This is a genomic window from Streptomyces sp. NPDC014870 (assembly GCF_043081505.1).
Classification (GTDB): domain Bacteria; phylum Actinomycetota; class Actinomycetes; order Streptomycetales; family Streptomycetaceae; genus Streptomyces.
Genome location: NZ_JBIBWQ010000004.1, coordinates 572077 through 593659, shown reverse-complemented (window position 1 = coordinate 593659; position 21583 = coordinate 572077). Strand labels below are relative to the sequence as shown.

General features: G+C 73.0%; 20 protein-coding genes. 13 read left to right on the top strand and 7 right to left on the bottom strand.

All coding sequences use genetic code 11. From position 1 onward, the window contains the following. Positions 1-304: 304 nt before the first annotated feature. The 4 genes from ectA to thpD are packed head-to-tail and all read left to right on the top strand — an operon-like array spanning position 305 to position 3424. Positions 305-832 carry a diaminobutyrate acetyltransferase gene (gene ectA / locus ACF09C_RS15195; protein WP_392091920.1) on the top strand — a complete coding sequence of 176 codons (528 nt, stop codon included), beginning with the start codon at positions 305-307 and terminating at the stop codon, positions 830-832. Next, complete coding sequence (ectB, locus tag ACF09C_RS15190; protein WP_392091919.1) at positions 829-2124, top strand: diaminobutyrate--2-oxoglutarate transaminase; 1296 nt, start codon at positions 829-831, stop codon at positions 2122-2124. Before ectA ends, ectB begins: the two co-directional genes overlap by 4 nt. 32 nt (positions 2125-2156) lie before the next feature. Beyond that, positions 2157-2555: an ectoine synthase gene (locus ACF09C_RS15185; protein WP_392091918.1), complete on the top strand. Its 399-nt coding sequence runs from the start codon at positions 2157-2159 to the stop codon at positions 2553-2555. Between the two features lie 2 nt (positions 2556-2557). Next, the gene (gene thpD, locus ACF09C_RS15180; RefSeq protein ID WP_392091917.1) at positions 2558-3424 is read left to right on the top strand and encodes an ectoine hydroxylase; all 867 of its coding nucleotides are present in this window, start codon (positions 2558-2560) and stop codon (positions 3422-3424) included. A gap of 60 nt (positions 3425-3484) precedes the next feature. Here the strand turns inward: thpD and ACF09C_RS15175 are convergent, their stop codons facing one another. The 4 genes from ACF09C_RS15175 to ACF09C_RS15160 form a co-directional block, all read right to left on the bottom strand. Further along, a complete protein-coding gene (locus tag ACF09C_RS15175) occupies positions 3485-4558 on the bottom strand; it encodes an aminotransferase class V-fold PLP-dependent enzyme (RefSeq protein WP_392091916.1) in 1074 nt (357 codons plus the stop codon). Between the two features lie 110 nt (positions 4559-4668). Further along, complete coding sequence (locus tag ACF09C_RS15170; RefSeq protein WP_392091915.1) at positions 4669-5379, bottom strand: DsbA family oxidoreductase; 711 nt, start codon at positions 5377-5379, stop codon at positions 4669-4671. A gap of 65 nt (positions 5380-5444) precedes the next feature. Then, positions 5445-5924 carry a GNAT family N-acetyltransferase gene (locus tag ACF09C_RS15165; protein WP_392091914.1) on the bottom strand — a complete coding sequence of 160 codons (480 nt, stop codon included), beginning with the start codon at positions 5922-5924 and terminating at the stop codon, positions 5445-5447. Positions 5925-6003: 79 nt separating this feature from the next. After that, positions 6004-7509 (bottom strand): aldehyde dehydrogenase (NADP(+)), encoded by a 1506-nt coding sequence (locus tag ACF09C_RS15160; protein WP_392091913.1) that lies wholly within the window; start codon positions 7507-7509, stop codon positions 6004-6006. Between the two features lie 124 nt (positions 7510-7633). Here ACF09C_RS15160 and ACF09C_RS15155 point away from each other — a divergent pair, with 124 nt between their 5' ends. From ACF09C_RS15155 to ACF09C_RS15125, 7 genes are all read left to right on the top strand, one after another. Then, positions 7634-8404 carry an IclR family transcriptional regulator gene (locus tag ACF09C_RS15155; RefSeq protein WP_361958596.1) on the top strand — a complete coding sequence of 257 codons (771 nt, stop codon included), beginning with the start codon at positions 7634-7636 and terminating at the stop codon, positions 8402-8404. A 137-nt stretch (positions 8405-8541) separates the two neighbouring features. Continuing rightward, entirely contained in the window at positions 8542-9549 is a 1008-nt protein-coding gene (locus tag ACF09C_RS15150; protein ID WP_392091912.1) for a hypothetical protein, read from the top strand. 59 nt (positions 9550-9608) lie between these two features. Continuing rightward, a complete protein-coding gene (locus tag ACF09C_RS15145) occupies positions 9609-10832 on the top strand; it encodes a sensor histidine kinase (RefSeq protein WP_392091911.1) in 1224 nt (407 codons plus the stop codon). Between the two features lie 29 nt (positions 10833-10861). Further along, on the top strand, positions 10862-11548 hold the full coding sequence (locus ACF09C_RS15140; RefSeq protein ID WP_392092014.1) for a response regulator: 687 nt from the start codon (positions 10862-10864) through the stop codon (positions 11546-11548). A 109-nt stretch (positions 11549-11657) separates the two neighbouring features. Continuing rightward, entirely contained in the window at positions 11658-13106 is a 1449-nt protein-coding gene (locus ACF09C_RS15135) for a peptidoglycan D,D-transpeptidase FtsI family protein (protein WP_392091910.1), read from the top strand. Between the two features lie 73 nt (positions 13107-13179). After that, complete coding sequence (locus ACF09C_RS15130) at positions 13180-13569, top strand: hypothetical protein (RefSeq protein ID WP_392092013.1); 390 nt, start codon at positions 13180-13182, stop codon at positions 13567-13569. After that, on the top strand, positions 13566-15566 hold the full coding sequence (locus tag ACF09C_RS15125) for a hypothetical protein (RefSeq protein ID WP_392091909.1): 2001 nt from the start codon (positions 13566-13568) through the stop codon (positions 15564-15566). Before ACF09C_RS15130 ends, ACF09C_RS15125 begins: the two co-directional genes overlap by 4 nt. Here ACF09C_RS15125 and ACF09C_RS15120 read toward each other — a convergent pair. Further along, positions 15559-16977, bottom strand: a complete 1419-nt coding sequence (locus ACF09C_RS15120; RefSeq protein ID WP_392091908.1) for an NCS2 family permease — start codon at positions 16975-16977, stop codon at positions 15559-15561. The genes ACF09C_RS15125 and ACF09C_RS15120 overlap by 8 nt on opposite strands. A 152-nt stretch (positions 16978-17129) precedes the next feature. On the opposite strand from ACF09C_RS15120, the gene ACF09C_RS15115 reads away from it, so the two are divergent. Next, complete coding sequence (locus tag ACF09C_RS15115; protein WP_392091907.1) at positions 17130-18317, top strand: MFS transporter; 1188 nt, start codon at positions 17130-17132, stop codon at positions 18315-18317. Positions 18318-18376: 59 nt separating this feature from the next. Here ACF09C_RS15115 and ACF09C_RS15110 read toward each other — a convergent pair whose 3' ends face one another. Further along, positions 18377-19510: a hypothetical protein gene (locus ACF09C_RS15110; protein ID WP_392091906.1), complete on the bottom strand. Its 1134-nt coding sequence runs from the start codon at positions 19508-19510 to the stop codon at positions 18377-18379. Then, entirely contained in the window at positions 19507-20454 is a 948-nt protein-coding gene (locus tag ACF09C_RS15105; RefSeq protein WP_392091905.1) for a 5-dehydro-4-deoxyglucarate dehydratase, read from the bottom strand. The genes ACF09C_RS15110 and ACF09C_RS15105 overlap by 4 nt, the downstream gene beginning before the upstream one ends. Positions 20455-20676: 222 nt before the next feature. On the opposite strand from ACF09C_RS15105, the gene ACF09C_RS15100 reads away from it, so the two are divergent. Then, on the top strand, positions 20677-21495 hold the full coding sequence (locus tag ACF09C_RS15100) for an NAD-dependent epimerase/dehydratase family protein (RefSeq protein WP_392091904.1): 819 nt from the start codon (positions 20677-20679) through the stop codon (positions 21493-21495). The last annotated feature ends 88 nt before the right edge of the window (positions 21496-21583 follow it).

Sequence of the window (21583 nt, the reverse complement as noted above, 5' to 3'; positions counted from 1 at the left end):
TGTCTTGTCCGGCCGCGCGAATGCCCATTTCCCCCATTTGAATTACGCGCGCATTATTCACTCGAATTCCCGTACACCCTCCGCGCTTCTTCTGCCCGGTTTCCCGGGGCCTAAACGCCAAGGTTCCGTCAGCACTTCCGGCTCATTTCCGTTCTGTGACCGACTCCACATCGCGCCCTTTTCGCCCGGATTTATACGGACAGAACGTCACTGATTCGCGCCCGCGCGAATAACACATCGGGTTTCTCCAGCCCACCCCTCAGGCCCGTGCAATCCGAGAATTCGCTCGGTAAATTCCCTCGCCATGACCGCAGCACAAGCAGCCATGACACTGGAAAGCCCACGCGTGGAGGACGGAGCCGCCATCTGGCGCATCGCCCGGGATTCCCGGGTGCTGGATCTGAACTCCTCGTACAGCTATCTGCTGTGGTGCCGCGACTTCGCCGCCACCTCGCTGGTCGCGCGCGCCGTCGACGGCGGTGAGCCGGTCGCCTTCGTGACCGGGTATCTGCGTCCCGACCGGCCCGGCACCCTCGTCGTCTGGCAGATCGCGGTCGACGAGACCCACCGCGGGCAGGGCCTGGCCGGGGTGCTCCTCGACGCGCTGACCACCCGGGTCCGCCCGGACGCCGTCGAGACGACGGTCACCCCCGACAACACACCCTCGGACCGGCTCTTCAGCGCCTACGCCGCCCGCCACGGGCTGCGCCTGGAGCGCGAAGTCCTCTTCGACGGGGACCTGTTCCCCGACAGCGTCGACGGCGCCGCCGCCCACAAGCCCGAAGTCCTGTACCGCATCGGCCCCTTCCTCACCCCCGGAGCTTCGCTGTGACCATCACCCCGCCCGAACTGAGCGTCTTCGAGACCCTGGAGTCGGAGGTCCGCAGCTACTGCCGCGGCTGGCCCACCGTCTTCGACCGCGCGCACGGCGCCCGCCTCACCGACGAGGACGGCCACGAGTACCTCGACTTCTTCGCCGGCGCCGGCTCCCTCAACTACGGCCACAACAACCCCGTACTGAAACGGGCGTTGATCGACTACCTGGAACGCGACGGGATCACCCACGGTCTCGACATGGCGACGACCGCCAAGCGGACCTTCCTGGAGACCTTCCAGGAGGTCGTGCTGAAGCCGCGCGCCCTGCCGTACAAGGTGATGTTCCCGGGGCCGACCGGCACCAACGCCGTGGAGGCCGCGCTGAAACTGGCGCGCAAGGTGAAGGGCCGCGAGTCCGTCGTCTCCTTCACCAACGCCTTCCACGGCATGTCGCTCGGTTCGCTCGCCGTCACCGGCAACGCCTTCAAGCGCGCCGGGGCCGGGATCCCGCTGGTGCACGGCACCCCCATGCCGTTCGACCACTACCTCGACGGGCAGGTGCCGGACTTCCTCTGGTTCGAGCGGCTGCTGGAGGACCAGGGTTCCGGGCTCAACAAGCCGGCCGCGGTGATCGTGGAGACGGTCCAGGGCGAGGGCGGCATCAACGTGGCCCGCCCCGAGTGGCTGCGGGCGCTCGCCGAGCTGTGCCGGCGCCAGGACATGCTGCTGATCGTCGACGACATCCAGATGGGCTGCGGCCGCACCGGCGCCTTCTTCTCCTTCGAGGAGGCCGGCATCACCCCGGACATCGTCACGCTGTCGAAGTCGATCAGCGGCTACGGGCTGCCGATGTCGCTCTGCCTGTTCCGGCCGGAGCTGGACGTCTGGGAGCCCGGCGAGCACAACGGCACCTTCCGGGGCAACAACCCGGCCTTCGTCACGGCAGCCGCCGCGCTCGACACCTACTGGGCCGACGGCCAGATGGAGAAGCAGACCCTGGCGCGGGGCGAGCAGGTCGAGCAGGCGCTGCTCGCGCTCTGCGAGGAGAACTCGGCGGACGGCGCCCACTACCGGGGCCGGGGCCTGGTGTGGGGGTTGGAGTTCGCCGACAGGACCCGGGCCTCGAAGGTCTGCGCCCGCGCCTTCGAGCTGGGGCTGCTGCTCGAGACCTCGGGCCCGGAGAGCCAGGTCGTCAAACTCCTCCCGCCGCTGACCGTCACCCCGGAGGAGCTCGACGAGGGGCTGCGCACGCTGTCCCGCGCGGTCCGCGAGACGGCCCCGCAGGGCGCAGCGGCCACCACGGCCTGAACAACCGACACACGACAGGGAGTTGCACCACCGTGATCGTCCGATCGTTCAAGGACATCGAGAACACCGAACGCCACGTCCGGGCCGCCTCCGGCACCTGGGAGAGCAAGCGGATCGTCCTCGCCAAGGAGCGGGTCGGCTTCTCGCTGCACGAGACCGTGCTCTACGCGGGCACCGAGACGTCCATGTGGTACGCCAACCACGTCGAGGCCGTCCTGTGCGTCGAGGGCGAGGCCGAGCTGACGAACGACGAGACCGGCGAGACGCACTGGATCGAGCCGGGCACGATGTACCTGCTCGACGGCCACGAGCGGCACACGCTGCGCCCGAAGACCGACTTCCGCTGCGTCTGCGTCTTCAACCCGCCGGTCACCGGGCGGGAGGACCACGACGAGAACGGGGTGTACCCCCTGCTCACGGAGGAGGGCTGATCATGACGGACGTCCTGACCGACCTGTACCCGACCCGCGGCGCCTCCGAGGTGCTGACGCCCCGCCGCGACCCGGTGGTGTGGGGCGACGCACCGGGCCTGGAGTCGTACGACCGGGACGGCTTCCTCGTCGAGCCGGAGCTGCTGACCGACGACGAGGTCGCCGAGTACCGCCGCGAGCTGGACCGTCTTGTCGCCGATCCGGCCGTACGGTCCGACCCGCGCGCGATCGTCGAGTCGAGGTCGGCGACGGTACGGTCCGTCTTCGAGGTGCACCGGATCAGCGAGGTCTTCGCCCGCCTCGTCCGGGACGAGCGGGTGGTGGGCCGGGCGCGCGAGATCCTCGGCTCGGACGTGTACGTCCACCAGTCGCGGATCAACGTCAAGCCGGGCTTCGGCGCCTCCGGGTTCTACTGGCACTCGGACTTCGAGACCTGGCACGCGGAGGACGGCCTGCCGCGGATGCGCGCGGTGTCGGTGTCGATCGCGCTGACCGAGAACCACGACACCAACGGCGGCCTGATGATCATGCCGGGCTCGCACCGGACGTTCCTGGGCTGCGCGGGGGCGACCCCGAAGGACAACTACAAGCGCTCGCTGCAGATGCAGGACGCGGGCACCCCGTCGGACGAGGCGCTGACCTCGCTCGCGGACGCGCACGGGATCCGGCTCTTCACGGGCCGGGCCGGCTCGGCGACCTGGTTCGACTGCAACGCGATGCACGGCTCGGGCGACAACATCACGCCGTACCCGCGCAGCAATGTCTTCCTCGTCTTCAACAGCGTGGAGAACGCGGCGGCGGAGCCGTTCGCCGCGCCGGTGCGCAGGCCGGAGTTCATCGGGGCGCGGGACTTCACCCCGGTGCGCTGAGGGCTCGCAGGTGACGGGTGGGGGACGGGGCCGGACGGGGCCCCGTCCCCCACCCGCGTCTCAGCCCGCGAGGATCTCCAGGGCGCGGTCGACGTCCGCCGAGCCGTTGTAGAGGTGGAAGGACGCCCGCAGGTTGCCCGCGCGGGCGGCCATCAGGACGTCGGCGGCGCGCAGGTCGGGCAGCCGGTCGCCGAGGCCCGGGACGCCGACCACACCGGAGACGTCCGCCACGGGGGCGTGGCCGAGCGCCACGAGGCCGGCGCGGAAGCGGGCCGCGAGGGCCTTGTTGTGGGCCTCGATCCGCTCGATGCCGATCTCTTCGAGGAGGGCGAGCGAACGGGCCGCCCCGTGGTACGAGAGGAACGCCGGCGGCTCGTCGAACCGCCGTGCGGAGGCGGCCAGTTCGCGGACCGGGCCGTAGCTGTTCGCCCACAGCTCCGTTCCGGTGACCCAGCCGGCGTGGATCGCGACCAGGGAGTCCTGCGCCTCCTCGGTGACGGTGAGGAAGGACGTTCCGCGCGGGCTGAGCAGGTACTTGTAGCCGCCGGCCACCGTGTAGTCCCACTCCCCCGCGCGCAGCGGCAACCAGCCGGCGGACTGGGTGGCGTCGAGGAGCGTACGGGCGCCGTGCGCGGCCGCCGCGGCCCGTACCGCCGCGAAGTCCACCGTCCGTCCGTCCGCCGACTGGACGGAGGAGAAGGCGACGAGCGCGGTCTCGGGGCGGACGGACTCGGCGAGCCGCTCCAGGGGCACGAAACGGGTCTTGAGGTCGCCGCGGACGGTGAACGGGGTGATCAGGGAGGAGAAGTCGCCCTCGGGAAAGAGGATCTCGGCCCCGGCGGGCATCGACTGCGCGATCATCCCGACGTGGACGGAGACCGAGCTGCCGACCGCGACCCGGTCCGGGTGGACGGCCACGAGCCGGGCGAAGGAGGCGCGGGCCTCGTCGACGACGTCGAAGCTGCCGGAGCCGTCCGGGTTGCCCGCCGCGACAGCCTCGCAGAGCCGCGTGACGGCCTCGACCGTGCGGCGCGGCAGCAGCGCGCAGGTGGAGGTGTTGAGGTACGTCCCCCGGGGAGCGAACTCGGCTCCGCCGAGGGGTTCGATGACATCCGTGACATCCGTGGCGTCCATGGCCCAAGACTGGGCTCCCCCTCCGCCCCCGTCAATGGCGAATGATCATGGGGAAGCCCCAATCGGGGCTTATAAGCCCAGGTCCGGGGCGGTGCGACGGGTCGAAGCCGTCAGACTTCGCAGGTGCCGTCCGCGTCGCAGGCGGGGGCCGCCGTGTCGGCCGCGCCGCCGATCGGCTGGAGCACCCGGCCCTGCCACGCCTGCTCAAGGGCCTGTGTGAAGACCTCGGCGGGCTGGCCGCCGGAGACGCCGTAGCGGCGGTCGAGGACGAAGAACGGCACACCGTTCGCGCCGAGTTCGGCCGCCTCGCGCTCCTCCGCCCGTACCGCGTCCGCGTACGCGCTCTCGTCGGCGAGCACGGCCTTGACCTCGGCCTCGTCCAGGCCGGCCTCGACGCCGAGCCGGACGAGCGTCTCAGCGTCGAAGACGGACCGCTCCTCGGCGAAGTTCGCGCGGTAGGCGAGGTCGAGCAGTTCGTTCTGCCGGCCGCGCTCCCTGGCGAGGTGGAGCAGGCGGTGGATGTCGAAGGTGTTGCCGCTGTCGCGACCCTCGGTGCGGTACTCCAGCCCCTCGGAGCGCGCGTTGGACGCGACGTGCTCCTCCATGGCGCGGGCCTCGTCCAGGGTCCGGCCGTACTTCTTCGCCAGCGTGTCGATCACCGGCGCGGTGACACCCTTGGGCAGGTTCGGGTTGAGCTCGAAGGAGCGGTGCACGACCTCGACGTCCTCGCGGTGGGCGAAGGCGGCGAGGCCCTTCTCGAAGCGGGCCTTGCCGATGTAGCACCACGGGCAGGCGATGTCGCTCCAGATCTCGACGCGCATGATTCGGCTTCTCTCCGGGGTCGGCGGGTGGGGTCCGAGGGCGCAAACGCCCCCGCCGACCGGATTCATTCCGCCACGGGCGCCAGTGTGAGCCGGAGCACGAGATGGGTGCCGGAGCGCGGGGTGTCGGGGTCGGGGGTCCAGGCGTGGGCGGCGTAGAAGGACCGGGCCCGCTCGTTCTTCTCGAAGACGAGGAGGCGGGCCTCGGCGAAGCCCTCCGCGCGCCACGCGTCCAGGCAGGCCGTGTGCAGCTCGGTGCCGACGCCCCGGCGCCAGCGGTCGGGGCGGACGTGGAGCTGTGTGAGGGTGACGGTTCCGCCGTCGCCTCTGCTGTACGCGGCGACGCCGGCCGGCTCGCCGTCCCGCTCGGCCACGAGCACGTCGCCCCGCTCGACGGCCCTGCTCCATCCCTCCCGGGTGCGGGCGAGCTCTTCGGGTCCGGCGAACTCGGTCTCGGGGAGGTGGCCGCGGTAGTAGGTGGCGCGGGCCTCCAGGTGCAGGGCGGCGATGGCGTCGAGGTCGTCGGGCGTCGCGATTCTGATCATGACAACCGGGACGCGCGGCGCCGGGTCGGCGGTTGCGGGCCGACCGCGCCCGGTGCCCGGCGACCCGCGCGCCCCGGCTTCAGCGGCGCGGCAGTCCGAGCGGGTTGCCGTCGCGCAGCTCCGGCGGGAGCAGGTGCTGCGGGGTCGACTGGTACGTGACCGGGCGCAGCCAGCGCTCGATCGCGGTGGCGCCGACCGACGTGGAGGTGGAGGTGGTGGCCGGGTAGGGCCCGCCGTGGTGCTGGGCCGCCGAGACCGCGACACCCGTGGGCCAGCCGTTGACGAGCACGCGGCCCGCCAGCGGGGTCAGCTCGGCGAGCAGGGAGGCGGCCTCCGGGTCCTCCTCGGCCATCTGGAGGGTGGCCGTGAGGTTGCCGGGGAGCAGCCCGAGGACCGCGGTGACCTCGGCCCGGGAGGCGTAGCGGACGACCAGGGTCACGGGGCCGAAGTACTCGCTCACGAACGCCCCGTGGTACCCCTCGCGGTGGCGTGCGAGCAGGAGCCCGGCGTCGAAGGTCACGAAGCCCGCCCGGACGGTGGACGGACTGGCCGGTCCGGGGTGGACGGGCGCGGTGACGCCCTCGGACGAGGCGAGCTCGTAGGTCCCGGTGAGGAAGGTGCCGCGGATCCGCCGGTCGAGCATCACCCCGGGCTCGGCCGCGCCGATGGCGTCCGTGAGGGCGGCCACGAAACGGTCGCCCGCCTCGCCGGCCGGCGCCAGGACGAAGCCGGGCTTGGTGCAGAACTGGCCCTGGCCGAGGGTCACGGAGGCGGCGAGGCCGGTCCCGATCTCCGCGGCCCGCTCCTCGGCGGCGGCCTCGGTGATCACAACCGGGTTGAGGGAGCCCAGCTCGCCGTGGAAGGGGATGGGCACGGGCCGGGCTGCGGCCGCGTCGAAGAGCGCCCGGCCGCCCCGGACCGAGCCGGTGAAACCGGCCGCCGCGACCAGCGGGTGCCGGACGAGCGCGACGCCCGCGTCGAAGCCGTGGAGCAGGCCGACGACGTCCTCGGGCAGCCCGACCTTGGCGGCGGCCCGGCGGAGCAGGGAGGCGCAGAGCTCCGAGGTGGCGGGGTGGTCGGGGTGGGCCTTGACGACGACCGGGCAGCCGGCGGCGAGGGCGCTGGCGGTGTCGCCGCCCGGGACGGAGAAGGCGAGCGGGAAGTTGCTGGCGGCGTAGACGGCGACGACGCCGAGCGGGATCTTCCAGCGGCGCAGGTCGGGCCGGGGCGGGGTGGCCGTGGGGTCGGGCAGGTCGATCCGTACGTCGAGGAAGGAGCCCTCGTCGACGACGTCCGCGAAGGCCCGCAACTGGGCGGTGGTCCGGGCGAGTTCACCGGTGAGGCGGACGGGGCCGAGCGCCGTCTCGGCGTCGGCGGTCTCGACGACCTCCGGCCTGGCCTCGTCCAGGAGGTCGGCGGCGGTGCGGAGCAGGGCGGCCCGTACCGCGCGGTCGGCGAGCGCCTCGCGGGCGGCGGACGCGGCGGTGACGGCCCGGTCCACGTCCTCGACTGTGGCCTCCACCGCAACCTGCTCCCGCGGCTTCCCCGTCCGGGGGTCCACACTCCACACTGGTTCAGCTGTCACGGCCCTGCCCCTCTTCACGCGACACCCCGTTCGGTATTCTGAACGGGGTTCCAGTAGATGAATCTGGACTCTATTGACGGGTGTGCCGACTCCACAAGAGGCACCAGGAAGAGGGGTGAGGGCGATGTCGACAGCCGACACGGGTGGGGCCCAGGTCAAGTCCGCGGTGCGGACGGTGGAGTTGCTCGAGTATTTCGCGGGGCGCCCCGGAATGCACTCCCTGGCCGCCGTCCAGGAGGCCGTCGGATACCCCAAGTCCAGCCTGTACATGCTGCTGCGCACCCTGGTCGAGCTGGGCTGGGTGGAGACGGACGCGACGGGCACGCGGTACGGCATCGGGGTCCGGGCCCTGCTCGTCGGCACCTCGTACATCGACGGCGACGAGGTGGTGGCCGCTGCCCGGCCCACCCTCGACCGCCTCTCCGACGACACCACGGAGACCATCCACCTCGCCCGGCTCGACGGCACCAACGTGGTCTATCTGGCGACCCGTCAGTCCCAGCACTACCTGCGGCCGTTCACCCGCGTCGGGCGCAGGCTGCCGGCCCACTCGACCTCCCTGGGCAAGGCGCTGCTCGCCACCCACAGCGACGAGCAGGTCCGCAAGATGCTCCCGGAGACGCTGCCGCCGCTGACCGAGCACACGATCACCGACCGCGAGAAGCTCATCGAGGAGCTGCACCTCATCCGCGAGCAGGGCTACGCGGTGGACCGCGAGGAGAACACCCTCGGGCTTCGCTGCTTCGGCATCGCGATCCCCTACCGCACGCCGGCGCGGGACGCGATCAGCTGCTCGGTGCCGGTGGCCCGGCTGACCCCGGGACACGAGCAGATGATCAAGGACGCCCTCTTCGACGCGCGCGACCGCCTGACCCTGGCGACGCGCCGCCTCTGAGGCCCCGCCGGACGACCGGGCATCCGACGGGGCCGACCCGACCCGGCCCTGGGGGACGCGCCTCTCCCCCGCGCGGCGGAGGCGGTTCGTCTGCGGGCAGGACGTGCGGGGAGGGGGCCGGGCGGGAGCGTGGAGCCATGACGCAGACCGCTCCCCAGCTCCCCGTCCCGAAGCCCCCCGTCCCGAGGCCGACCCGCCGTCCGGACACCGCCCGCCGGATCCTCCGCACCCTCGCCGGTGTCGCCTGCCTCCCGTACATCTCACTCAAGATCGCCTGGGTGGCGGGCAGTGAGATCGGCATTCCGGCCGGGAGCACGCTTCTGGAGCACCGGACCCTGCTCATCGTCGCCAACTCGGTCTCCGTGGTGATGGACGCCGTGGTGGCCGTTCTCGCCCTGCTGCTCACCCAGCCCTGGGGCCTCAGGGTGCGTGCCTGGCTGCTCGCGTTCCCGCTGTGGGCCGCGACCGGCCTGCTCGCCCCGATCATGATCGGCTTCCCCGCACAGCTCGCCGTCTCCCTCTTCACCGGCCCGTCGGAGCCCGTCGCCGACGGTGAACCCTTCCTCGACGACTGGGTGTTCGGGGTCGTCTACGGCGGCTTCATCGTCCAGGGACTCGCGCTGGGCACCCTGTTCGTCCTCTACGTGAGGGACCGCTGGTCGCACGTGTGGCGCGGCACCCTGGGCGAGCTGCCCGCCCGGCTCTGCGGCACCGGTGCGCGCGTCACGGCCGTCGTCGCCTCGCTGCTCGCCCTGGCCCCCGCCGCCGTCCGTCTGATGTGGGCCCTCGGCTCGACGCACGGGCTCTCCCCGGCCCAGATCGCCCGGCGTACGGACGACTTCTACGTCCTGGAGTGGATGCGCGCCGCCTTCGTCGCCGTCGCCGTGGTCACCGTGCTGCTCCTCGTCCTCCAGCGGGCCCGGTCGTGGCCGGTCCGCACTGTCCTGGCCCTGGCCTGGGTCGGTTCGGGCGGCGTGGGGTGCTGGGGCGCGTACATGACGCTGGTGACGTTCATGCCGGACACCGATCCCGACAAGACGTTCACCGGATTGGCGCAACTGACCTACGCTGGCGAAATGATCACGGGGTTCCTGCTGGCCGGCTGCCTTGCCCTCTTCCTGCGCCGCCGGAGCGCGGGCGCGTGAGAGGGCGTGGCAGAGGCCCGCTCATACCGGTCCTGGGACGGCGGGCCCGGCTCCGCTGGGTGCATCTGATCCTGGGCGGCGCCCTGTTCATGCCGTACTGGCTGGTCGGCACCGTGGTCATGGGGATGGTCCTCGAGGACGGCGGTTCGCTGTTCGGGGGGAGCCTCTCCCTGCAGTTCGGGGCGTACGCGGTCGGCCTGCCGCTCGCCGCGATCACCGCGCTCTTCCCGCTGACCCGGCCGATGTCGGTGGCGGCCGTACGGGCGCTCTGCGGAATCGCGGACGACCCGCTCGCGGGCGACCGGCTCGCGGACGGACCCGCCCGTGGGCGGAGCGCGAAGGCGCGCACGGCCGGCTGGTTCACGCTCCACCTCGGCGTCGGCGCGCTGATCAGCGGGGCGACGCTGGCCCTGCCGCCGTTCGCGGTCGCCGTGATGGCCCTGCCGTTCTCCCCTTCGCTCCAGAAGTCGGCGGCGGCCGCGCACTGGGGCCTGCACCGGCCATGGGTCCAGTGGGCCGGGCTCCCCGCCGGGCTGCTGATGCTGCTCGCGCTCGCCGCCACCGCGGCCGGCGCGGGGGCACTGCTCGCGCGCCAGGCGCCCCGACTGCTCGGCCCGAGCCCGGCGGACCGTCTCGCGGCGGCCGAGCGGCGCGCCGCCGAGCTGGCCGTGCGCAACCGGCTCGCCCGCGAACTGCACGACTCCGTCGGCCACGCGCTGAGCGCGGTGACGCTCCAGGCGAGCGCCGCGCGCCGGGTCCTGGACAGCGACGTGGAGTTCGTACGGGAGGCGCTGGCCGCGATCGAGGAGACGACCCGTCGCACGGTCGGCGAACTCGACTCGGTCCTCGGCCTGTTGCGCGACGGCGAGGACGACGGCGAGCTGCCCGCTCCCCGGCTGGACGCGCTCGACGCGCTGGTGCGGGGCGCGGGCCGGCACGTGGCGCTGACGGTGACCGGTCCCCTGGACCGGGTGCCGGACGCGGTGTCGAGGGAGGCGTACCGGATCGTGCAGGAGGGGCTGACGAACGCGGCCCGGCACGCGGGCGGGGCGCGCGTGACGGCGCGGATCGCCCTGGACGACGACGAATTGGAGATCACGATGGAGAATCCCCTGCCCGACCGCGCCCCGGTGACCCGCCCGGGCGGCGGCCGGGGCCTGCGCGGTGTCGGCGAACGCGCCCGCCTGCTCGGCGGCACGTCCGAGGCGGGCCCGCTCGACGCGGTCTGGCGCCTCACGGTGCGGCTGCCGCTCGGCCCGGCGCGGGCGGGCGGTGGCCGGTGATCCGGGTCGTGCTCGCGGACGACGAGCGGATGGTGCGGACCGCCCTGCGGGTGATCCTGGACGCGGAGCCGGACCTGGAGGTGGTCGGCGAGGCGTCGACCGGGGCCGAGGCCGTCTCGGTCGTGCGCGAGACGCGGCCCGACGTGGTCCTGATGGATGTGCGGATGCCGGAGATCGACGGGATCCGGGCGACCGAGCAGATCCTGGCGGATACGGCGCGGACACCGGAGCCGGGCGGGACGGCGGCGCAGGTGGCGGGGACACCGGGGACGGCGGCGCGGGCGGCGGAACCGCCGCGGGTCGTGGTCGTGACCACCTTCGAGAACGACGCCTACGTCTACGACGCGCTCCGGGTGGGCGCGGCAGGCTTCCTGCTCAAGCGGGCCGGCGCGGAGGAGCTGGTCGACGCGGTCCGGCTGGTCGCCCGCAGCGACTCGCTGCTCTACCCGGCGGCGGTGCGGAGCCTGGCCGCCGAGCACGCCCGCCGCAGGCCGCCCGCGGCGCCGCCCTGGGTGACCCGGCTGACGGAGCGCGAGGCGGAGGTGCTGCGGCTCGTGGCGACGGGGCTGACCAACGCGGAGATCGCCGGGCGCATCGGCGTGGGTCCCGCGACCGTGAAGACCCATGTGGCGGCGGTGCTTGCGAAGACCGGCGCACGGGATCGTACGCAGGCGGTGATCCTGGCGTACGAGTCGGGCTTCGTCGGCACGCGCTGAGGCGGCGGGGTGGCGTGGGTCACGTCCTCCCCCGCCCCGCATGAACGTTTCCTGAGAAACCGGACACAGCCGGAACGGAATGCCTCCCTCCGCTCGTCCCGCATATGGGATGAACAAGACGATCAGGCGCGCCTCGGTCTTCTCGCTGCTCCTGGTGCTCGCCCTGCTGGGCCGGGCGACCTGGGTGCAGGCGTACGAAGGCAAGGCCCTCGCGGACGACAAGAAGAACCGGCGGAACGTGATCGCGCAGTACGCGCAGCCGCTCGGGAACATCGTCGTGGCCGGTTCTCCGGTCACGGGCTCGAAGAGGACGGAGGGTGGTGATCTCGCGTACAAGCGCGACTACACCGACGGCGAGCTCTACGCGGCCGTCACCGGCTACAGCTCACAGGCCTACGGCGCCACGCAGCTGGAGGGCATCTACTCCGACGTCCTGGACGGCACCGACACCCGGCTGAAGAACCCGCTCGACGCCCTCACCGGCAAGCAGCAGGAGCCCGGTGATGTGATCACGACGATCGACCCGGCCGTGCAGAAGGCCGCGTACGAGGCGCTCGGGAACAAGAAGGGCGCGGCCGTCGCCGTCGACCCGAGGACCGGCCGGATCCTCGGGATGGTCTCCACCCCCTCCTACGACCCCTCCGGGATCGCCGGTCTCACCGACGGGTCCACCTGGAAGCAGCTGACCGAGGACAAGGACAAGCCGCTGGTCAACCGCGCCCTGCGGCAGCCGCTGCCGCCCGGTTCGACCTTCAAGCTGGTCGTCGCGGCGGCGGCGCTGGAGAGCGGGCTCTACGGCTCCGTCGACATGGCGACGAACAGCCCGAACCCGTACAAGCTCCCGGGCTCCACGCGCTACCTGGAGAACGAGAACCCCTCCGCGCCCTGTGAGAACGCCACGATCCGCACGGCGCTGCAGTACTCCTGCAACAACGTCTTCGCCAAGATCGCGGTCGACCTCGGCCAGGACAAGGTGAAGGCGATGGCGGAGAAGTTCGGCTTCAACGACAAGGAGCTGGACGTGCCCGTACGCGCGTACCCGAGCGTGTATCCGTCCGGGATGGACAAGGCGCAGACGGCGCTGACCGGCATCGGCCAGTTCGATGTGACGGCGACCCCGCTCCAGATCGCCATGGTGTCCGCCGCCCTCGCCAACGACGGCCTCATGGCGGCGCCGCACATGGTCTCGCAGGTCGTGGACTCCGACGGGGACGCGCTGGAGACCTTCGAGGACGGGGACACGAAGCGGATCGTCTCGTCCTCGACGGCGGAGCAGCTGCGCAGCGCGATGGTGACGGTGGTCGAGAAGGGCACGGGCACGAACGCGGCGATCTCCGGCGCCGAGGTCGGCGGCAAGACCGGTACGGCCCAGCACGGCGAGAACAACAGCAAGACGCCGTACGCCTGGTTCACCTCGTACGCCAAGGACGCGGACACCGGCAAGGAGGTCGCGGTGGCGGTGCTGATCGAGGACTCGGGCGCGGCGCGCTCGGAGGTCAGCGGCAACGGTCTGGCGGCCCCGGTGGCCCAGAAGATGATGAAGGCGGCGCTGAAGTAGCCTCGCGGGGCACACACTTGCGAGAAAGCGGAGGACCGCCGTGCGCCTGCCCCGTTCCCTGTCCGGATGGACCATGGCGGTCTTCGGGCTGCTGGCCTCGTCGATGGGGGTGGTGGGTCTGGTGTCCCCGGACACCATGCTCACCGCCATGGGCTTCGAGCCCGTACCGGGCGACGGGCGCGCGGAGGGGGACCACACCCTCGTCTTTCTCACCGCCTCCTCGATGGCGGCGCTCAATATGGGCGTGTACTACATCCTGGCCGCGTTCGCGGACTGGAAGGCCTTCTTCCGCTGGACGGTCCCGTTCCGGCTGCTGACCTGTGCCGTCTTCACCCTGGCGGTCGTCTCGGGCCGGGCACCGGCCGGCTTCCTCGGCGTGGGCCTGTGGGAGGGCGTCGGCGCGCTGGCGACGGGGGCCGCGCTCCGGTACGAGGGCCGGGCCCGGAAGAGCGCGGTGGCGTGAACGGCGACGCGCTCGCGGGCCTCGACGACATCGACTGGGCCCCGCTCCGGCACGCCTACGGATCGGCCGAGGACGTGCCCCTGATGCTGCGGGACCTGTACCGACCGGAGAAGGCGGCCCGGGCCTGTGACGACCTGCTGACCCACGTCCACCACCAGGGCGGCTGCGTGGAGACCTCGGCGGCACCTGCCCTGCCCTACGTGCTCCGGGCCGCGGCCGACCCGGCCGTGGCACCGGCGGTCCGTCAGGAACTCGTCGAGCTGGTCGGGTGCCTCGCCCACTCGGGGAACACCGCCGCGCCCCGTTTCGTCGACCCGGCCTGGCACGCCGCCTGGGATCTGGCGGTGACGGAACTCCTCCCGCGGCTCGAAGCGCCGGAGGCGGCGATCCGCCGGGCCGTGGCGGACGCCCTCGCGGAGGCCCGTCACCGGGCCGACGAGGTGCTCGCGGCGCTGCCGGCCCGGTGGGCCGTCGAGCCGGACCCGGACACGCGGCGCCAACTCGTCGAATCTGTCGGCTCGTTGACGCCACACGCCGGCGAGCGGCGGCATGCGTCCCTCGGCTGGCTGCGCGGTCTGGCGGACGGCGGCGAGCCGGCCGACCGTCTGGCCGCCGTGCAGGCTCTGCACACCGCCCTGGGAGGAGCGGCGGACGCCGCGTACGCGCGGACCCTGTCCGAGGTGCTGCTGGGCAGCGATCCGGCCACCTGGCAGCCTGACACGGTCCACGTCGAGTTCACGGTGGCGCGTACGGTCCGCCTGCTCGGCGCCGACCCCGCGGAGCAGATCGCCGCCGTCCGGAGACTGCTGGCACATCCGGACGCGGCCGTGCGCACCGGTGCGCTGAAGGCGGCGGCCGAAGCCATGAGCCGAAGGCGCTCCGCCGTACCCGCGCTGCTGCCGGCGGTCGCCCGTCTGCTGTCCGCCGCCGAGCCCGACCACCGTCTCTTCGCCGCTCGCCTCCTCGGCATGTGCGGTCACGCCGCACGCCCCTGGGCCGACGCACTCGCGGTCATGGTCACGGACGAGGGCGAGACCCACCTGCCCGCCCAGGACCACGCCGTCTGGGCGCTGTCCCGGCTCGGGGACGCCCGGTGCGTACCCCCGCTCGTGGAGCGTCTCGCCGGGGAGCGGCTGGGGTTCGCGGACCACGAGACGCACGCCGACGGCTGGTGGACGTACGAGCTGAGCCTGGTCGAGACCGCGGGCCCTCTCGCCGCCCACGCCGAGGTCCTGCTGCCGCCCCTGCGGTCCCGGCTCGCGGCCGCCCAGGCCCTCGGCGAGCGCCGCGCGCTCTGCCAACTCCTGGAGCGCTGGGGCCCCGCGGCGGCTCCCGCGGTCCCCGAACTGGCGCACCTTCTGGGCACCGACTGCGCCGTGTGGGCCCTGGACGCACTCGCCGCGATCGGCCCCGCGGCGGCGGAGGCCGTGCCCCGGGAGCGGCTGCGGGCCCTGGTCCCACCCCCCGCCGAGGGCTGGTCGTTCGAGGGGCCCGCTCTGGCGCGCGCGTACGGCCGGCTCACCGGCGACCGGGAGCCGGCCCTCGCCCACCTGCTGCCGACGCTCGACAAGCCGTACGGCGGGGAGGGCGCCGCCACGCTGCTCGGGGAACTGGGGCCCGCGGCGGCGTCGTACGTCCCCCGGCTTTGCGAACTCCTCACCCGGCACAGGACGAGCTGGCTGCCGCTGCGCGTCGGCGCGGCGCTGTGGCGGATCACCGGAGAGACGCACGAGGTCGTCCCCGTACTGGTCGGGGCGATCGAGCCCTTCGCCGGGGAGGGCGGGAAGGCCACCCGCGCGGTCACCGAGACGATCAGGCTGCTCGGCGAGATCGGCCCGCCCGCCGTCGAGGCCGTTCCCCTCCTGCGGAGGTATCTCGACGCCGACGAGCGACCGGTGCCGCACGGTTCCTGGCGCTCGGTCCCGGACGACGACGAACTGTGCGACGCCACCCGCGCCGCACTGCTCGCCATCTCCGGTCCCGGCAGGGCTACTTGACGCCGAGCAGTTGCTCGATCGGGTCGATCGCGAAGTAGACCGCGAACAGCGCGGCCGCCGCCCACAGCAGCCCGTGCACCTCGCGCGCCTTGCCGAGGACGGCCTTGATCACGACATAGGCGAGGAAGCCCGCGCCGATTCCGTTGGTGATCGAGTACGTGAACGGCATGACCGCGATCGTCAGGAAGGCCGGGATGGCGATCTCGTAGCTCGCCCAGTCGATGTGCCGCACCTGGGCCATCAGCAGGAAGCCGACGGCGACCAGGGCCGGCGCGGCGGCCTGGGCGGGTACGACGGTGGCCAGCGGGGTGAGGAAGAGGGCCAGGGCGAAGAGGCCGCCGGTGACGACCGAGGCGAAGCCGGTGCGGGCGCCCTCTCCGACGCCGGCCGCCGACTCGATGTAGGAGGTGTGGGAAGAGGCGGAGGCCGCCCCGCCCGCGGCGGCCGCGGCGCCGTCGATGAGCAGGATCCGGCCGAGGTGCGGGACCTTGCCGTTCTCGTCGAGGAGCCCGGCCTCGCTGGAGACGCCCACGACGGTGCCCATGGTGTCGAAGAAGTCGCTGAGAAGCAGGGTGAAGACGAGCAGGACGAGGGTGACGAGCCCGATCTGCTCGAAGGCTCCGAAGAGGCTGAAGGAGCCGACGAGGCCGAAGTCGGGCGCGGCGACGATGTCCTCGGGTACGGCCGGGACGGTCAGGCCCCAGGCGGCTGCCGGGATGTCGGCGATCCTGTCGATGACGATCGCGACGACGGTCATGGCGACGATGGAGACGAGGATCGCGCCCTTCACCTTTCGGGCCATGAGCGCGACGGTGAGCAGGACGCCGAGGCAGAAGACGAGGACGGGCCAGCCGGAGAGGTGGCCGCCCGCGCCGAGCTGGACGGGCACGGCGCCGGTCTCGCCGGGGATACGGGTCACGAAGCCGGCGTCGACGAAGCCGATGAAGGCGATGAAGAGGCCGATGCCGACGCTGATGGCCTGCTTGAGGGCCTGCGGGATGGCGTGCATCACGGCCTCGCGGAGCCCGGTGGCCACGAGAGCGCAGATCAGGAGGCCTTCGAGGACGACGAGCCCCATCGCGTCCGGCCAGCTCATGAGGGGTGCGAGCTGGAAGGCGACGACGGCGTTCAGGCCGAGCCCGGCGGCGACGGCGAGCGGGAGGTTGCCGCCGACGCCCATGATGACGGTCATGACGGCCGCCACCAGGGCGGTGACGGTGGCCAGTTGGGCGCCGCTGAGCGTGTGGCCGAACTTGTCCTCGGCGCTGCCCAGGATGATCGGGTTGAGAACGAGAATGTAGGCCATGGTGAAGAACGTGGCGAAGCCGCCGCGTATCTCCCGGCCCAGCGTCGACCCTCTCGCGCTGATCGCGAAGTAGCGGTCGACGAGGTTGGTTCTGGTGTCGAACATGGCTCTCCTCCGGACGGCTGGCTGGATTGTGCCCAGCGGCGGTCCCGTTCAGATGTCCCGCGTGTTACGGACCAGGTCCCCGCGCCCGGAGAGGCACTTCCTAGGGCATCCGCCCGATCCGCACCGGCCACCTCAGACGACAGGCTGCCCCCATGAGAGGAACAGCGGGGCTGTATCTGACCGGGGTGCTGGTGTCGGGCTTCGGCTCGACGGCGATGTGGCTGGCGTCGGGGATCTGGGTCAAGTCGCTGACGGGCTCGGACAGCCTCGCGGCGCTGACCGTGTTCGCCCTGTGGGCGCCCGCGCTCCTCGGCCCGCTGCTCGGCACGGTCGCGGACCGGGTGCGGCGACGGCCCCTCATGGTCGGGTCGAACGTGGCGATGGCGGCGCTGCTGCCGACGCTGCTGTGGGTCGACTCGGCGGACCGGGTGTGGCTGCTGTTCGCGGTGCTCCTGCTGTACGGGATCCAGGGCACCGTCCACGACGCGGCGGAGGTCGCGCTGGCGGCCGGCGCGCTCGACAAGCGGCTGCTCGGGGACTTCAACGGGCTGCGGATGACGGTCAACGAGGGCGTGAAGCTCGTTGCCCCGCTGCTCGCGGCCGGTCTCTTCGCACGGTACGGCGGAGCGGCCGTGGCGCTGCTCGACGCGGCGACGTTCGCGCTCGCGGCCGGGGTGTTCGCGCTGATGCAGGTACGGGAGGAGAAGCCGGCCCGGCCCGCACCGGGGCGCTGGGCGCGGGACGTCGGGGAGGGCCTGCGCACGATTCGCGCCTCTCCGGTGCTGCGCCCGCTGGTGCTGACGGGCTCGTTCACGATGCTGCTCGCGGGCGTCAACGGGGCCGTGATCTACGCGGTGGTGGACCGGGGCCTCGGCCACTCCCCCACGTACACGGGCGTACTGTACGCGGTCCAGGGCGCGGGCTCGGTCGTCGCGGGGCTCGCGGCGGGGCCGCTGCTGCGCCGGGTGCCGGGACGGGCACTCGCCGCCGCGGGTCTGGCCCTCTTCGCCCTGGCGGCGGGCGCCCGCGCCGTCCCGCACGACGGCGTGGCCCTGGCGGCGAGCGGTCTGATCGGGGTGGGCCTGCCCCTCGTCCTGGTCTCGGCGATGACGGCGGTCCAGCGGGAGGCCCCGGCGGACGCGGTGGGCCGCACGGCCGCGACGGCCAACACGCTCCTGTTCGTCCCGAACGCGGTCGCCCTCGCGGCGGGGGCGGGCCTGGTCGCCCTCGTCGACGTTCGGGTGCTGCTCCCGCTGCTCGCTGCGGCGGGCCTGGCGGGGGCGGCCGTCCTGGCGACCCGGCGGACCGCCCCTCCGGTACACAGCCGTCCTCAGCCCTAGGGCCTTTCGTTTGGATCATGCCGGGCTCGCGGGATCCGGCCTGATCCAAACGAAAGACCCTAGCCAAGCGCCCGCAGCGCCTCCGTGACCGCTGCCAGGTCCGCGTCCGAGGCCAATCCCGCGTGGTACAGGCGCAGTTCGGTGGCGCCGTGCGCCGCCGCCCGTTTCGCGTCCTCGGCGAGCGTGCCGGGCGAGCCGCCCATCCCCGCCACCACGCCGACGTTGGCCGCGAGGACGGTCCCGGGGCGGGCCCGGGCTCCGAAGGGGCCCGCGGAGGCCGCCGGGGTGACGACCCCGTCCGCGAGCGCGAGCACGTGCGCCGGGTCGGTCCCCACGTTGGCGCCGCAGCGGTGCGGCTCGGGGTCGGCGTGGAGCAGCACCCGGAAGCCGGCCGGGGCGGCCGCGCGGACGGCGGCGACGGCGGCCTCCTGGAGCGCGCGGGCGGTTCCGACGCGCCAGTCGAGCACCGGCTCCTCCAGCGCGCCGAGCCCTCCGGCGGTCCCGGCGCCCGCCCAGACCGGCTCCAGGGCGCCGCGCACCGCCGCCGTCAGCGCGTCGGGGTCGACGCCCCCCGCCTCGTACCCCTGTCGGCAGGCGGAGCAGAAGCAGAGGGACATCAGGTACTGCTCGCGGTCGCCGAGCGGGACTCCGGCGGTCTTGTCGTGGGCGTGCAGGTGGGCGAGGCCGTACCAGCCGCAGGACTCCAGTTCGGTGCCGGCCGCCCCGGGCCGTACCGCCGCCTCGGCCGCGAGGTCCACGAGGTAGGCGCGGACATCGGGCCGCGCGATGCAGGGCGCCCAGGGGTAGCGGTCGCCGTAGGCGTTGACGACCGAGGTCTCCGGACGCTCCGCACCCAGGCGGGAGTTGTGGGCGAGGACGACCCAGGTGTGGACCTCCAGGCCGACGTCCGCGAGCGCCCGGCCCGCCTCGCCGTACGCGTCGCCCGGGGCCCACTCACCGGCCTCGTACGGCCGCAGCGCCCGGCCGGACCAGCGGGCCGGGTCCGGTGGGTAGAGCACGGCCGCGTGCTCGGCGGTGACGATCCGGTGCGCGGGGTGGCGGGGCGTCACCGCGCGCGTGGAGTGGTAGGCCGTGGCGAGGGTGACGCTCGCGAGGCCGAGGCCGGCGAGGAGGCCCGGCGCCGCGGGGTCGCCGACGATGTCCCACGGATAGACGAAGGCCCCGGCCCTCACGCGTCGTCCCCCGGAAGCTCCTCGGCGCCCAGCAGCGCGCGGCCGCGCTCGATGATCGTGGCGAGTTCCTTCAGGTGCTCGGGGGCGGGCTCGCTGAGCGGCGGCCGGACCTCGCCGACGTCCAGGCCGCCCATCCGTACCGCCGCCTTGACGAGCGAGACCGCGTAGCCGCGCCCCTTGGCGCGCAGTTCGACCAGCGGCCGGTAGAAGCCGTCGATGAGCCGCTCGGCGGTCGCGTCGTCGCCGGTCGCGAGGGCGTGGTGGAAGGCGAGGGCGATGTCGGGGGCGAAGCAGAAGACGGCGGAGGAGTAGAGGGTGACGCCGATGCCCCGGTAGGCGAGTCCGGTGAGTTCGGCGGTCGGCAGGCCGTTGAAGTAGAGCAGGTCGAGGCCCTCGGCGCGGACGGCGCTGACGATCCGCTGCATCAGGTCGAGGTCGCCGAGGCCGTCCTTGATGCCGATGACGCCTTCGGCGCGGGCGAGGGCGACGGCGGTCTCGGGGGTGAGGACGGCGTTGTCGCGCTGGTAGACGACGACGTCGAGCGAGGTGGCGGCGGCCAGTTCGGTGTAGTGCCGCAGGAGTCCCCGCTGGTCGGCGACGACGAGGTACGGGGGCATGGCGAGGAGCCCGTCCGCGCCCGCCTCCTCGGCGAGCCGCGCGTACCGGACGGCGAGCGCCGTGCCGTACCCGGCCCCCGCGACGACAGGGACGCGGCCTGCCGACTCCTCGACGGCGGCGGCGACGCAGTCGCGGAACTCCTCGGGCGTCAGGGCGTGGAACTCGCCCGTTCCGCAGCAGGCGAAGACCGCGCCGGCGCCCGCCTCGATGCCGCCGCGGACATGGGCGCGGAAGAGGTCGAGGTCGACGGTGCCGTCCGGGGCGAAGGCGGTGACGGGGAAGAACAGCAGGCCGTCGAGCCGTTCGGCGAGCGGGGCTGTGGTCACGGGCGCTCCCAGGGAAGTCCGTCGTGCAGCGTCGTGCACAATTATGATTACCGTCCATATTCTTGAACACCTTCACGCTAGAGCAGCCGCGAAGCGCCGGTCAAGGCGCAAACCAGGCCCACCTGTGCGGTCTTGACGGTCCGTGCGCGCTCTTGACGCTCGACGATCACCCTCCCTACCGTGTCCACGGTTGTGAATGTGATCCATGGACGGAGACTTTCGATGCCCACACCCCGTACCGTCCTGCTCACCGGCGCCGCCGGTGGCGTCGGCACGCTGATGCGCGAGCTGCTGCCCGCGTACGGCTACGAGCTCCGGCTGCTCGACAGGGCGCCCGTCGAGGGCGCGCCGGACGCGGTCGTCGCCGACCTCGCCGACCTCGCCGACCGCGAGGCGCTGCGCGAGGCCGTCCGGGGCGTCGACGCGATCGTGCATCTCGCCGGGATCTCCCTGGAGTCGACCTTCGAGAAGATCGTGGCCGCGAACATCACCGGCCTCCACCACGTCTACGAGGCCGCCCGCGAGGAGGGGGTGGGCCGGATCGTCTTCGCCTCCAGCAACCACGCCGTCGGCTTCACCCCGCGCCCGCGCGGGCACGACCCGGTGATCCCGGTCGACACCCCCCACCGCCCGGACACCTTCTACGGCCTGTCCAAGTGCTTCGGCGAGGACCTGGCCCAGTTCTACTGGGACAAGCACGGCCTTGAGACCGTCTCCGTACGGATCGGCTCCTGCTTCCCCGAGCCGACCTCGGTGCGGATGCTCTCGATGTGGCTGAGCCCGGCCGACTGCGCCCGGCTCCTGCACGCGGCGCTCACCGCCGAGGGCGTGGGACACACCGTCGTGTACGGCTCCTCCGCCAACACCCGGCTGTGGTGGGACCTCTCGTCCGCGCGGGCGCTCGGCTACGAGCCGCGCGACGACTCGGAGCCGTACGCGGAAGGGATCATCGCCGCCCAGGGCCTACCGAAGGCGGACGACCCCGCGGACGCGCACATCGGCGGCCACTTCTGCACGGAGCCGCCGCGCTGGCCGCACTGAGCGCCGCGAAGAGGAAACTCAAGGCCCGGCCGGACTTATGCGGGGGCGCCGGCCGGGCCCGGGTCGCACCGCGCGCTGGCACAGGCGA

Coding starts and splice junctions, on each gene's coding strand:
- ectA (WP_392091920.1), top strand. CDS start 305: ATGACCGCAGCACAAGCAGCCATGACACTGGAAAGCCCACGCGTGGAG.
- thpD (WP_392091917.1), top strand. CDS start 2,558: ATGACGGACGTCCTGACCGACCTGTACCCGACCCGCGGCGCCTCCGAG.
- ACF09C_RS15175 (WP_392091916.1), bottom strand. CDS start 4,558: ATGGACGCCACGGATGTCACGGATGTCATCGAACCCCTCGGCGGAGCC.
- ACF09C_RS15170 (WP_392091915.1), bottom strand. CDS start 5,379: ATGCGCGTCGAGATCTGGAGCGACATCGCCTGCCCGTGGTGCTACATC.
- ACF09C_RS15165 (WP_392091914.1), bottom strand. CDS start 5,924: ATGATCAGAATCGCGACGCCCGACGACCTCGACGCCATCGCCGCCCTG.
- ACF09C_RS15155 (WP_361958596.1), top strand. CDS start 7,634: ATGTCGACAGCCGACACGGGTGGGGCCCAGGTCAAGTCCGCGGTGCGG.
- ACF09C_RS15150 (WP_392091912.1), top strand. CDS start 8,542: ATGACGCAGACCGCTCCCCAGCTCCCCGTCCCGAAGCCCCCCGTCCCG.
- ACF09C_RS15140 (WP_392092014.1), top strand. CDS start 10,862: ATGGTGCGGACCGCCCTGCGGGTGATCCTGGACGCGGAGCCGGACCTG.
- ACF09C_RS15135 (WP_392091910.1), top strand. CDS start 11,658: ATGAACAAGACGATCAGGCGCGCCTCGGTCTTCTCGCTGCTCCTGGTG.
- ACF09C_RS15130 (WP_392092013.1), top strand. CDS start 13,180: ATGGCGGTCTTCGGGCTGCTGGCCTCGTCGATGGGGGTGGTGGGTCTG.
- ACF09C_RS15120 (WP_392091908.1), bottom strand. CDS start 16,977: ATGTTCGACACCAGAACCAACCTCGTCGACCGCTACTTCGCGATCAGC.
- ACF09C_RS15115 (WP_392091907.1), top strand. CDS start 17,130: ATGAGAGGAACAGCGGGGCTGTATCTGACCGGGGTGCTGGTGTCGGGC.
- ACF09C_RS15100 (WP_392091904.1), top strand. CDS start 20,677: ATGCCCACACCCCGTACCGTCCTGCTCACCGGCGCCGCCGGTGGCGTC.